At 71.8% G+C, this 12272-nt stretch carries 9 protein-coding genes and 1 pseudogene; 8 read left to right on the forward strand and 2 right to left on the reverse strand.

Annotated elements, in window-relative coordinates; genetic code table 11:
* Positions 1 to 64 precede the first annotated feature (64 nt).
* Positions 65 to 664: an HPP family protein gene (locus KKZ08_RS29460; RefSeq protein ID WP_223777311.1), complete on the forward strand. Its 600-nt coding sequence runs from the start codon at positions 65 to 67 to the stop codon at positions 662 to 664.
* A gap of 102 nt (positions 665 to 766) precedes the next feature.
* On the opposite strand, the gene KKZ08_RS29465 is transcribed toward KKZ08_RS29460, so the two are convergent.
* A complete protein-coding gene (locus tag KKZ08_RS29465; RefSeq protein ID WP_223777312.1) occupies positions 767 to 1738 on the reverse strand; it encodes a LysR family transcriptional regulator in 972 nt (323 codons plus the stop codon).
* 191 nt (positions 1739 to 1929) lie between these two features.
* On the opposite strand from KKZ08_RS29465, the gene KKZ08_RS29470 reads away from it, so the two are divergent.
* From KKZ08_RS29470 to KKZ08_RS29495, 6 genes and pseudogenes are all read left to right on the forward strand, one after another.
* Positions 1930 to 2337, forward strand: coding sequence for a cupin domain-containing protein (locus KKZ08_RS29470; protein ID WP_223777313.1), 408 nt, complete (start codon positions 1930 to 1932; stop codon positions 2335 to 2337).
* A gap of 79 nt (positions 2338 to 2416) precedes the next feature.
* Complete coding sequence (locus KKZ08_RS29475) at positions 2417 to 2968, forward strand: cobalamin-dependent protein (protein ID WP_223777314.1); 552 nt, start codon at positions 2417 to 2419, stop codon at positions 2966 to 2968.
* Positions 2965 to 4338 carry a methylaspartate mutase gene (locus KKZ08_RS29480; RefSeq protein ID WP_223777315.1) on the forward strand — a complete coding sequence of 458 codons (1374 nt, stop codon included), beginning with the start codon at positions 2965 to 2967 and terminating at the stop codon, positions 4336 to 4338. Before KKZ08_RS29475 ends, KKZ08_RS29480 begins: the two co-directional genes overlap by 4 nt.
* A gap of 7 nt (positions 4339 to 4345) precedes the next feature.
* Positions 4346 to 6223 (forward strand): FAD/NAD(P)-binding protein, encoded by a 1878-nt coding sequence (locus KKZ08_RS29485; protein ID WP_223777316.1) that lies wholly within the window; start codon positions 4346 to 4348, stop codon positions 6221 to 6223.
* On the forward strand, positions 6220 to 7911 hold the full coding sequence (locus KKZ08_RS29490; protein WP_223777317.1) for an AMP-binding protein: 1692 nt from the start codon (positions 6220 to 6222) through the stop codon (positions 7909 to 7911). The genes KKZ08_RS29485 and KKZ08_RS29490 overlap by 4 nt, the downstream gene beginning before the upstream one ends.
* Before the next feature lie 64 nt (positions 7912 to 7975).
* Positions 7976 to 8875, forward strand: a pseudogene (locus KKZ08_RS29495) (transposase); the annotation flags it as partial.
* Between the two features lie 514 nt (positions 8876 to 9389).
* Here KKZ08_RS29495 and KKZ08_RS29500 read toward each other — a convergent pair.
* Entirely contained in the window at positions 9390 to 11267 is a 1878-nt protein-coding gene (locus KKZ08_RS29500) for a helix-turn-helix domain-containing protein (protein WP_223777318.1), read from the reverse strand.
* 274 nt (positions 11268 to 11541) lie between these two features.
* Between KKZ08_RS29500 and KKZ08_RS29505 the strand changes: the two genes are divergently transcribed.
* A complete protein-coding gene (locus KKZ08_RS29505; protein WP_223777319.1) occupies positions 11542 to 12267 on the forward strand; it encodes a 50S ribosomal protein L11 methyltransferase in 726 nt (241 codons plus the stop codon).
* The last annotated feature ends 5 nt before the right edge of the window (positions 12268 to 12272 follow it).

Here is a 12272-nt window from a genome sequence, read left to right on the forward strand (position 1 = left end):
GGACCTGACTAAGTGACAGGGCGCGCCTTCTGTCGCCGCCCCGGCGGAATTTAGCGTCATGCGCATGGCAACAGAGACTCCGACTCCGACTCCGACTCCGACCCCGACCGTGACCCCGTCCCCGACCGAGACGCGGGACGTCGACACGTCCTCCCGAGCGGATCGCCCGCTGCTCAGGATCCTGACCAGCAAGGCGCCCCCGAGGCCGGCGTGGAAGGGGCTGATCCCCGCCACCCTGTGCGCCGTGGCCGCCCTGCTGGCCCTGGTGGGTCTCGGTGCCCTGGCGCATCAGGTGCTGCTCGTGCCGCCGCTGGCCGCCAGCGCCGCGCTGATCTTCGGCGCCCCGGCGCTCCCGCTGTCGCAGCCGCGCAGCGTCATAGGAGGGCAACTGCTCTCCGCGGGCACCGGTTTCGTCGTACTCGCCGTGGGCGGTGGCTCGATGGCCGCCGCCGCGGTGGCGGGGGGACTCGCGCTCGGCGTGATGGTGGTGGCGCGTACCCCGCACTCACCCGCCGCGGCCACCGCGGTGATCGTCGTCCTGACGGAGCCGGCGGTGCTGACCTTCCTGTCGCTGCTGGCCCTGGCGGCCGTCGTGCTGGTCGTCATCGGCATGGCGGCGGGCCTGAACCGGGCCGCCCCCTCCTACCCGTCCTACTGGTGGTAGTCCAGGCCGTCCGGTCATACACCGAATCCCGCACCGCGAGCGACGCGGTGCGGGATTCGGTGTATGACCGGACGATGGGTCAGGCGATCGGTCAGGCGAGGATCAGGCAACGGTGACAGCCGGTGGGCCGATCCGACGGGCCAGTTCGAGGGTGGCCGCGAGAGCCGGCGGGAGCCAGGTCTGCTGGTTCCAGACCATGCGTACGACGTGGCGTTCACCGGGCACGCCCTCGACCACGCCCACCTCGCCGCTCTCGATCTCCCGGGCCACCGACTCCCGTGGCAGGACCGCGATGCACGGGCCGTTCCTGAGGAGTTCGAGCGCACCCTGCACGGACGCTATCGACATGAATTCCGTACGCAGCGAGTAGGCGCCTTCGACGGCTGCCCGGAATTTTTCGAGAGAGCTGTCGTCGGAATCCACGTGCAGCAGCCGAACAGTGCTGTGCCGGGCCTTTGCCTGCCGCTCGGTGAGCACATTCTCCGCGTTTCCTTCAGAAGCCTCTTCGAGCATTCCGAGGAGTTCTCGTCCGGCCACCGCCACCACATCTACGGAGCGCAGGTCCTCGATGTGCAGACCGGCCGGTACATTCGCACCGCGGTTCGGCGGCTCAAGAATGAGCCCCATGTCCAGACGTCCGGTGGATATCTCTTCCGTGATGCGCTGTGAATCCATTCCCGCCGGCGCGAGCTCCAGCTTCGGATAGCGGTATCTGCATTCCCAGACGAGCCGGGTCAGCTCCTGGTCGACGGAGAGTGGGGAGGCGCCCACGGACACCCGCCCGCTGACCTCGCGGCCGTCGGCCAGCGACGTGGTCAACTCGTCGACCAGGCCGAGCAGCCGCACCGCGTAGCCGTGGAAGGTATCGCCGTCCGGCGTGGGGCGCACCCCGTGGTAGAGGCGCTGAAAAAGTGAGGTGCCGACCTGTGATTCCAGCGCCCGTATATGGGCCGCCGCGGTCGACTGTGAGTAACCAAGATTGCGTCCGGCCCGCGTGATGCTGCCGGTGCGCACCACCTCCAGGAAAGTTCTCACCTGGTACAGCGTAATTTCCATGGTCGCCCCTCCGGCCATTGATATATCCACCCATTCTGCTGGGCCGCGGATGCCCGCGTCACCGGGTGCCGGATGACTTAGTCAACTTCAGGGCGTGCGGTTCTCCCGTTGCCCCCCATCGAACACCGGCCCGTTGTGTCACCTTCCGCCCCGGATAGATTTCTTTTCGAGAAGCGATTCCCGTCGTAACCGAAAAGGAAAACCGGAACATGTCCGAGATCGAGTACATCAAGAACGTCTTCCGCAGCGGGTTCGAGCTGACCGACATCGAGTGGACGTCCTGGCAGGAACCCGGGCGGGCCGGCGTCGAGCACCACGTGCTGTGGGCGCCGGACACCGAGAGCGGTGAGGACTCGGTCGGCCTGCTCCTGCGCTTCCCGCCGACGGCCCACGGCGACTTCCACGAGCACCTCGGGTACGAGCTGATGCTCGTCCTCGACGGTCAGCTGGACCACAGTGACGGCGCCTCATACGTCAAGGGCGACCTGGTCGTCGAGGGCCCCGGCACCCAGCACCAGATGTCCAGCGCCGCCGGCTGCACCGTCCTCGCCATCCGCACCCGCCCGGCGCAGGCACGGGTGCCGCAGGGCCCGATCCGCGCGGTCGCCTCCGTCTGAGCGACCGGCTTTCATCAGGCCGGCGCCCAGCCGCCAGGCCACCGTCACCGAACAACGGCTCGTCGAATGAGAGAGGTTCATGCACTCGCCCGCACCGACAGGCGACGCCCCGCCCGATGTCCGGGACAGCGGCCGGCGCGTCCTGGTCTCCAGCGTCTCCTCCGACTCCCACACGTGGAATCTGGTCTTCCTCCAGCTCATGCTGGAAGAGCTGGGACACGAAGTGATCAATCTCGGCTCCTGTGTCCCCGATGAGCTGCTGATCGAGGAGTGCCGTCGTACCGCCCCGGACATGGTGGTGATCAGCAGCGTCAACGGGCACGGCCATCTGGACGGCCGCCGGCTCATCGGCCGGCTGCGCGCCGAGCCCGGACTGAGCGGGCTGCCCGTCGTCATCGGCGGCAAGCTCGGCACCCGCGGCGCGGAGAACCGCGCGTACGGACCGGAGTTGCTCGCCGCGGGCTTCGACGCGGTCTTCGAGGACACCGCGGGCGTCGCCCCGTTCCGCAGGTATCTCGCGGAGGCCGGCAGGCCGGGGCTCGACCCTGCCCCGCGCCCCACCCCCGCCCCCACCCGCACCCCCGCCCCCACCCGCACCCCCGCTCTCGTCGCTTCGGGAGAGACCGTATGAGGACGAGTACGTTGCTCGCGGCCGGTGCCCCGGCCGCCGTGCGGCTGCGCTCCACCACGCCCTTCGGGACGGCGGTGGCCGCCGCCGCGGCGGCCGGCCGGCTCGTGGTCCAGCCCCGCATGGGCTTCCCCGACGTGGCCGGCATGCTCACCGGCCTGCGGGCGGTGACCGAGGCCGACGCCACCACCGTCGGCACCGTGACGCTCGACAGCTACACCCGGGTCGGCGACCACGCCTCGGCGCGCAAGGCCCTCGACGAGGGGAGCGACCTCAACGGCTTCCCGATCGTGGCGCACGGCGCCGACGTCACCCGCGACATGATCGCCCGGGTGGGCGGCGGCGCCGACTTCGCCATCCAGGTCCGGCACGGTTCACCGCTGCCGCTGGGCATCGTGCGGGCCCTGCTGGACGCGGGGCTCGACGCGACCGAGGGCGGCCCGGTCTCGTACTGCCTGCCCTACAGCCGCACCCCGCTCGCCGAAGCCGTGACCGCCTGGGCGGACAGCTGCGAGCTGCTCGCGGAGCAGGTCGACGGCGCCCACCTGGAGAGCTTCGGCGGCTGCATGCTCGGCCAGCTGTGCCCACCCGGACTGCTGGTGGCCATCTCCGTGCTGGAAGGGATGTTCTTCAAGCAGCACGGCCTGCGCAGCGTGTCGTTGAGCTACGCCCAGGGAACCAGCTTCGCCCAGGACGTCGACGCGATCGGGGCCATGCGCCGTCTCGCGGGCGAACTCCTCGGCGACTTGCAGTGGCACGTCGTGCTCTACACCTACATGGGCGTGTTCCCCCGGACACCGGCCGGAGCGCTGTCCCTGCTGCGGGACAGCGCCGTGCTCGCCGCGGTGACCGGCACCGAGCGGATGATCGTCAAGACCCCCGCCGAGGCCCACCGCATCCCCACCGTGGCCGACAACATCCAGGCCCTCCAGGAAGCGGCACGCGCGGCGGAGTCGGCCGCTCGGCTGCCGCTGGACGCCCTGGGCGTCGCCGCCGCGGACCCGGCGGGCGACAACCCGGTGTACACCGAGGCGCGCGCCCTCATCGACGCCGTCCTCAACCTGGACGCGGACATCGGGACGGCCCTCCTCAAGGCCTTCGCCAAGGGCTACTTGGACGTGCCCTACTGCCTGCACACCGACAACGCCCAGCGCTCCCGCAGCTACATAGCCGGCGACGGCACCCTCCAATGGCAGTCCGTCGGGTCGATGCCGCTCACCACGACCGCCCCGGCCGGAGCGCGTCAACTGCGCGCCGACGCCTTCCTGGACATGCTCGGCTTCGTGCAACGGCGGTACGACGACGCCGCGTTGGAGGAACTCCCGACGGCCGGTCCCTCCGCCCTCCTCTCCACCGCCCTCTTGAAGGACTGAATCGAACGTGCCCGCAGAAAGCAGCAGACGCCCCACCCTCACCATCGCGGTCATCGGCACCGGCCCGCGCGGCATCTCCGTACTGGAGCGGCTCGCCGTCCGGCTGGCGGAGGGCGAACTCGCCGACCACACCGTACGTATCCATGTCATCGACGCGACCGAGCCGGGCGCCGGGCGCGTCTGGCGCACCGACCAGGACGAGTGGTTCACCATGAACACCGTCGTCGGCCAGGTGACGATGTACTCCGGCGTCCCCGACGGGGGCCCGGCCCGGCCCGGCGCGGGACCGTCCCTCGGGCAGTGGATCGCGCGGCGCGCCGCCACCCACGGCGAACCCGCGCTGGACGCCGACGACTACGCCTCCCGGCGCCGGTACGGCCAGTACCTGCGCTCCGTCTACCGGACGATCCTCGACCACCTCCCGACGAACGTCGAAGTGACCGAGACCCGCGGCACGGTCACCTCCGTCGTCGCCGCCTCACGCGGCGGCTACGCCCTCGAACTCGACTGCCCGCCCTACCTGATCGACGCCGACAAGGTCCTCCTCGCCACCGGACACCCCAGGAACGCCCCGGACCCGCACGAGGCCGAGCTCCTCGACTTCGCGGAACGCCACCCCGGCATCACGTACCTGTGCGGCGACTCCGCGGCGGACATGCCGCTCTCCGTGCGGGACATCGCCCCCGGCAGCACCGTCGGCATCCGGGGCATGGGCCTGTCGTTCTACGACGTGATGCTCTCCCTCACGGTCGGCCGCGGCGGCACCTTCGAGCAGGCCGGGGACGGCCGGCTCCGGTACGTGCCCAGCGGCCTCGAACCCAGGATCGTCACCGGCTCGCGCAGCGGCCTGCCGATCCCGGCCCGCGGCAGGAACCAGAAGGAGCCCGACCACACCTTCCGGCCGCGCTTCCTCACCAAGGAGGCCGTCGCCGCGGCCCGGAAGCGCCGGTACTCGGCCACCGGCAGCGACAGGCTGCGCTTCAACGAGGACGTACTGCCCCTGCTCCTGAAGGACCTCGACCATGTGTACCGCTCCGCACACCGGGCGTCGGGAGCCACACAACCGCTGCCGCCACTCGACCTGCACGCGCTGGCCCGCCCCTTCAAGGACGCCCGGTTCGACTCTCCCGCGGCATTCCGCGACCGGCTCGTGGAGGTCATGCGTGAGGACCTGGCGCAGGCCGCCCTGGGCAACGTAGCGGGCCCGCTCAAGGCGGCGCTCGACGTGCTGCGCGACATCCGCAACGTCGTCAGGGAAGCCGTGGACTTCGGCGGACTCCACCCCGACTCGCACGCGGAGGAGTTCCAGCGCGACTTCGTGCCGGTCAACGCGCTGCTCTCGGCCGGCCCGCCCATCGAGCGGGTGGAGCAGCTCCTCGCCCTCGTCGAGAGCGGCGTGGTGGAGGTGGCCGGGCCCGCCACGCGGTTCACGGCGGACGAGGCCACGGGCCGCTTCCGGATCGGCTCGCCCCAGGTGGCAGGGTCCGACCGCGCCGCCGAGACGCTCATCGACGCCCGTATCCCCACCCCGAACCTGCACCGGGACGTCTCCCCGCTGGCCCGGTCCCTGAGGGCCGAGGGCCTGGTGAGCGAGTTCATCCACGAGGAACCGGTCTCCGGCCGCACCCGCGCCACCGGCGGCCTGAACGTGACCATGGCACCTTTCCACGTCGTCTCCGCCGACGGGACGGTCCGCTACGGCCTGTACGCCCTCGGCATCCCGACCGAGCACACCCGCTGGTTCACCCAGGTCGGCAGCGGCAAGCCGGGACTGAACACCCTGTTCCGGCAGGACGCCGACGCCATCGCCCTCGACATGCTGCGCGCGGCACGCGACGCGGCCAGGACCGAACCGGCCACGCTCGTCGCGGGGCGTGCGGCATGAGCGTGCACAGCCCCGAGGGGAGCCGGGCCTTCCGCGCCGCCCGCGATGTCCTGCTCGACCACCACGGTGACCTCACCGGCGCGCGGAACGCCTTCTCCTGGCCCAGCCTCACCCACTTCAACTGGGCCTTCGACTGGTTCGACGTCATCGCCGAGGGCAACGCGAAGACGGCCCTGCACCTCGTCGGACCCGGCACGACGGACGACGAGCTCATCTCCTACGACGAGTTGTCCCTCCGCTCCGACCAAGTAGCCCACTGGCTGGGCCACTTGGGCGTGCGGCGCGGGGACCGGATACTGATCGCCCTCTACAACGGCCGGGCGCTGTGGGAGACCATGCTGGCGGCGATCAAGCTGGGCGCGGTGGTGGTCCCCACCTACGCCACCGCGACACCGGACGACCTCGCCGACCGGCTGTCGCGGGCCAAGGTGAAGCACGTCCTCACCGACGCCTCGCTGACCGGCCGCTTCGTCGGCGCGCCGGGCGCCTTGACCCGCATCGCCACGGGCGAGCGGGTCCCCGGCTGGCTGTCGTACGAGGACTCGTGGACCGCGTCCGGCGAGCGGTTCGTGCCGGAGGTCCTCACCCGCGCCAGTGATCCGCTGTTCCTCTATTTCACCTCGGGCACCACATCCCGGCCCAAGATGGTGGCGCACACCCACAGCAGCTATCCGGTGGGCCATCTGTCCGGCATGTTCTGGAACGGGCTGCGCCCCGGCGACACCCACCTGAACATCTCCGCGCCGGGCTGGGCCAAGCACGCCTGGAGCTCCTTCTTCGTGCCGTGGAACGCGGAGGCCAGCGTGGTCGCGCTCACCGACCCGCGGGCCGCCGCCGCCGACATCCTCGACGCGCTGCGCACCCGCTCCGTCACCAGCTTCTGTGCCCCGCCCACGATCTGGCGCGGCCTGCTCGCCGAAGGCCTCGGCACGGTGCCACCGGTGTTGCGGGAGGCCACCTGCGCCGGGGAGCCGCTGGAGGCGTCCCTCGTCGACCGGGTCGCGGGGGCCTGGGACGTCCAGGTGCGGGACGGCTACGGCCAGACCGAGACCACCGCGCAGCTCGGCCACATATCCGGGGCCCGCACCACGCCCGGCACGATGGGCAGTGTCCTGCCGGGATACGACGTGGTGGTCGTCGACCCCGCCTCCGGCCTGCCCACCGCGCCCGGCGCCACCGGCGAGCTCTGCCTGGAGCTGACCAACCGGCCCATGGGCCTGATGACCGGATACCTCGACGACGAGGAGAAGACCGCGCGGGCGTTCGCGGACGGCCGGTACCACACGGGAGACCTGGTCTCCCTGGGCGTCGACGGGGCGCTGCGCTACGCGGGCCGGGACGACGACATGTTCAAGTCGTTCGACCACCGCATCTCCCCGCTGGAGCTGGAGCGCGTGCTGCTGCGGCACCCCGCGGTGGCGCAGGCCGCCGTGGTCCCGGTGCCGGACCCCGTGGGCCTGTGGGTGCCGAAGGCCTTCGTGGTCCTCGCCCCCGACTGGCTCGACCGGGACGGGGCGGCTGGGGCGCTGCTCGACTTCGCGGCCACCGAACTGCCACCGGAGCAGGCCGTCAGGGTCGTCGAGATCGCCGCACGGCTGCCGATGACGGTGTCGGGCAAGGTGCGGCGTGCCGCGCTGCGCGCGTCCGGGACGCTCGGCGGACCAGAGGTCCGCGCCGAGTTCGTCTGACGCCCGCCGCCCAGGGGGCCCGGCCGCGATGTCCGCGGCCGGGCCCTGACGTGGGCCGCCCCTCATGGTGGGCGGCCCACACCCCGATCCCCGTACGGCATCCGATTCGCCCCCCCCCGGCGGCGGGCCCTTCGGTGCGGCAGCCACCGGTCACCGCCCCAACGGGGTGCCGGTGCCACATCGTCCGCGCGTCGTCCAGCGGCCACTGTGGTGCTCAGCCCGATGCCGTACACCGAGCCAGAAGGGGGATCTCGTGGTTTCCACCGCACTCACGAGGCAGACAGAAGGTCATGGGGGGAGGGAGCCCTCTTCGGCCTCGCAACTGACGGGGTACGTGCTGCCGCACTCCCTGCACCGCAGGGACCAGCTCAGCAAGGGTGAGCAGTACGTGGGCGGGCTGCTCGCGGCACAGGGGCGCAAGTCCATGCGCAACATCGCCGCCCTGCTCGGCGGCGGCGCCGCGGAACAGAGCATGCACCACTTCATCAGCGCCTCGACCTGGGACTGGCGGCCCGCGAGGGAGGCGCTCGCCCACTATCTCCAGCGGAGCGCGCCGCCGAGCGCCTGGGTGGTCCGGCCGCACGTCATCCCCAAGGTGGGGCAGTGGTCGGTGGGCGTCGACCCCCGGAGCGACAGACGGGCCGGCGAGCCCTCCAGCGGCCAGTACGCCTACGGCCTGTGGTCGGCGTCGGACGAGCTGAGCGTCCCGGTGAACTGGCGCCTCTTCCTGTCGGACCGGTGGACCGGTGACCAGGCCCGCAGACGCCGGGCGGGCATCCCCACGGAAGTCATCGGCACGACCCCCGAGGAGTGCGCCACCGCGACCGCCCTCGAACCCCTGCGGAGCTGGCGGTTGCCCGCCCGGCCCGTGGTTTTCGACGTACCGGGGGCCGACGTGCGCCGCCTGGCCGCCGGGTTCGACGCGATCTCCGTGCCGCTGATCGCCAGGGTCGGCTCGCTGACCGCCTGCGAGGTGGCCGCGCCGGCGATGCCCGGCTTCGGATCGGGCCCGCTGACCGCCCGCCGCATCCTGGAGTCGGTCAAGGGCCTGCGGCGGGCGGTGGAGTGGGTCGACCACGCCTCGGGCCGGCGGCACACCTCGCTGGCCATGGCGATCCCGGTGGCCCTGCCCCGCCCCGAGCGCGGGACGGCGCGCGCGGGACTCGAAGGCCGGCGGTCGCTGCTCCTCGTCGGCGAGTGGGAGGATCCCCTGCTGCCGCCGACCCGCGTCTGGCTCACCGACCTGACCCGGACCCCGGTCCCCGAACTGCTGCGCCTGACGAAGCTGAGCGGCTGGACCGCGCACGGCGTGGACAACGTCGGCGCACGGGTCGGCCTGCGGGACTTCGAAGGCCGGTCCTTCGGCGGCTGGCACCGCCACATGACGCTCGCCTCCGTCGCGCACGCCGTCGCCGCCCTGTCGGAGGCGCCCCCCGCCAGGGCCCGGACCCGCGCCTCCGTCGTCCTGGGACGGCGGGTCAGCGCCGCGCCGTCAGGCCGCCGCCCCGCGCGCGTACCGTGTGCCGGATCCGGTTCAGCCGGAGCGCGATCTGCACCTCGAGACGCTGCGTCGAGTCCTGCCAGCGTTCACCGAGCAGTTCGGTGATCCGCTCCAGCCTGCGGGCCACCGTGTTGGGGTGGACGTGCAGGGCGTCGGCCGTGCGGGTGGCGCTGCCGCCGAGGGAGAAGTAGGTCTCCAGGGTCCGGGTGAGCTCGGTGCCCTGCTGGGCGTCGTACTCCAGGACCGGGCCGATGGCGTCCGCGATGAACCCTCCCGCGTTGGGCTCGTCGGACAACAGCAGCCCCAGGAAACCCAGTTCGCGCGACGAGGCGGCGCCGCCCGCCGAACCGAGCGCGGTCAGCGCGTCCAGGCAGCGCTGCGCCTCCTGAAAGGCCTCCGAGAGCGTCTCCGCGGACGTGACCGGCCCCGCGCTGCCCACCGTCACCGGATGTCCCAGCGCCGCGGCGAACTCCGTGGCCACGGTCCGGCCGGTGGCCCCGGCGTCCGCGCCCGGCAGCAGGAGCACGATCCCGTCCGACTCCACGCTCTTCAGGCCGGAACGCTGATGCGCGTACGACGACGCCCAGAAGGCCCCCCTGCCCTGCGGGTCGTTCTCGGGGCGGGCCACGACGAGCACATGCGGCACGCTCAGGTCGACGGCGAGTCTGCGGGCGCGGTCGGCCAACTGCCGCGCGGACAGCTGCTCGCCGTGGATCAGGTCCTGGAACACCTCGCTGCGCACCTGGAGTTCGGCGAGGCTGGTGCTCTGCTGAAGGAGCAGGGAGACGGCGGTGACCCGCGCCGTCAGGGAGATGATGTGCGTCTGCTGCTCGTCGAGCGGCCGGTCCGTGGCCAGGATCAGCGTGCCGAGCGGTTCCTCGCCCGCCAGGATCGGGCACACCCAGGTGCCGCCGGGCGTCATCACCGGCCGCCCTCCGGGGTGCGCCCCCATGGCGACCTTGCGGAGCTCGGCCTCGTCGAGCCCCGGGACCGGCGTGGCCGTCAGATCGGTGCCGCTCGGGTCGCGGACCAGGAACGTGCCCCCGAGCAGCTCGCCTGCCTCGTCCACCAGCGTGTGCAGATCACCGCCGCGCAGCACCAGGTCGATGAGCCTGGCGTAGACGAGGTTGAGCCGCTGCGCCGAGGCGTACGAGTCCTCGGCGCGGGAAGCGTCGAGCCGGAGCTCGCTCACCTCGTCCTGCGCCCGGCCCAGCCGTTGCGCCTTCTCGATCGCGACCGCCGCCAGGTCGCCGAGCGACGACATGAGGGTGATCTCGTCCGGCGTGAACGACCGCACCTGCCGGTGCCCGACGTAGAGCACGCCCAGGATGGCGGCGTCCCGGCGCAGCGGCACCCCGAGCACGGCGCGCAGCCCCTCCGCCCGCACCGCGCCGTGCGTGGTGTCGGTGCGCGGGATCTCGTCCTCAGCGAGGTAGTCGGCGGTCCACACGGGAGCGGCCCGCTCGGTCACCAGATTGCCGAGCCCGCCCGCGGTGGGCACCCGCATTCCCACGCTGACCATGCTGATGTGACCGTCGGCCGCGTGCACCACCGACTCACCGCCCGCGGGGGAGTGGATCGACAGCCAGGCCATGTCGAGGCCGAGCAGGAAGCGGGCCCGGCGCGCGATGACGGTGAGCAGGCTGCTCAGGTCGTAGGGACGGGTCAGCTCGCGCGCGGTGTCGATGAGCGCCGCGAGTCCGGTCTGCCGGCTGTGCTGCTGGGACATCAGCCCCTGCACGCGCAACGCGAGGTCCTTGGCCCGCTCCACCTGCTTCAGCCGGTCAGGCGTCACTCCCACGGCCAACTGGTCGAGTATGTCCACGATTTCGTCGGTCGCGTTGCCCTGGTGCATGGTTCCTCCCCCGTTGTGGCCTTCCGGCCCGACCCGTGCCGGACCTTCGCCCACAACCGCAGAACCATAAAGAAGGGACAACTTGAGGTCAACAGATTGTTGAAGTGATAAACGCAGGTCAGGACCGGGGCTCGGTGGCCGGGTCACCGCTGGTGGCGGCTCGGCCTGTCGCGGAGGCACCTTCCCGCGGCACTTTCGGGGCGGCAGGGTGATGCCCACACCCGGTGCTCGCCCTATGCCGCAGAGTCACCGGAATCCCCTTTGGAGACGCTCGATGACGCTGCACGTCCAGAACTATGAACGCTCCCTCGAACGCAGCCGCACGTCCCTGACCAGGGCGGACAGACCCCGTACCTTCCACCTCTGCGATCGCGAGTGGGACCTCCTGGACGAGGTGTTCGCCCCCGTCTACTCTCCCTCGACGGGCATCGGCCTGGACTTCCTCGGCCTCGCCGGAGGCGCCCCGGCGTCCTCGACGCGGTCGTTCCTCGACGTGGGGACCGGTACGGGGGTCATCGCCGTCCAGGCGGCGCTGGCCGGCGCCGAGCGGGTCGTCGCCCTGGACATCAACCACCGGGCCGTGCGCAACGCCGACCTCAACGCCCGCCGGCACGGCGTGGCGGACCGCGTGCGGTCGGTGCACAGCGACATGTTCGACGGACTCGCCCCCGACGAGCGCTTCGACACCGTCTTCTGGAGCTCCAACTACGTCCTGGCGCCCGAGGGTTACCAGTACCGCTCCGTCCACGAGTGCGCCTACGTCGACGTCGGCTACCGCGCCCACCGCCGCTTCCTGGCCGAGGCTCCCGAGCGCCTGACACCGCACGGCAGGGCCCTGCTCCACTTCAGCACCCGCGGAGACCTCGGCGCACTGCACCGGATCGCCGACGAGTGCGGCCGGGAGCTGCGCACGGTGGCCGCCGTAGACGTGCTCGAGGGCGTGTACGGCAGCGACCGGGTCGAGCACCTGCTCCTCGAAGTCGTCCCCGCCGGCCGCTGACCCCT

This window comes from Streptomyces sp. 135 (genome assembly GCF_020026305.1).
In the GTDB taxonomy this organism is placed as follows: Bacteria; Actinomycetota; Actinomycetes; order Streptomycetales; family Streptomycetaceae; genus Streptomyces.

Bases quoted from the DNA above. Each gene is read 5' to 3' on its own strand.
- KKZ08_RS29460 (WP_223777311.1), top strand. From the start codon at position 65: ATGGCAACAGAGACTCCGACTCCGACTCCGACTCCGACCCCGACCGTG.
- KKZ08_RS29465 (WP_223777312.1), bottom strand. From the start codon at position 1,738: ATGGCCGGAGGGGCGACCATGGAAATTACGCTGTACCAGGTGAGAACT.
- KKZ08_RS29470 (WP_223777313.1), top strand. From the start codon at position 1,930: ATGTCCGAGATCGAGTACATCAAGAACGTCTTCCGCAGCGGGTTCGAG.
- KKZ08_RS29475 (WP_223777314.1), top strand. From the start codon at position 2,417: ATGCACTCGCCCGCACCGACAGGCGACGCCCCGCCCGATGTCCGGGAC.
- KKZ08_RS29480 (WP_223777315.1), top strand. From the start codon at position 2,965: ATGAGGACGAGTACGTTGCTCGCGGCCGGTGCCCCGGCCGCCGTGCGG.
- KKZ08_RS29490 (WP_223777317.1), top strand. From the start codon at position 6,220: ATGAGCGTGCACAGCCCCGAGGGGAGCCGGGCCTTCCGCGCCGCCCGC.
- KKZ08_RS29500 (WP_223777318.1), bottom strand. From the start codon at position 11,267: ATGCACCAGGGCAACGCGACCGACGAAATCGTGGACATACTCGACCAG.
- KKZ08_RS29505 (WP_223777319.1), top strand. From the start codon at position 11,542: ATGACGCTGCACGTCCAGAACTATGAACGCTCCCTCGAACGCAGCCGC.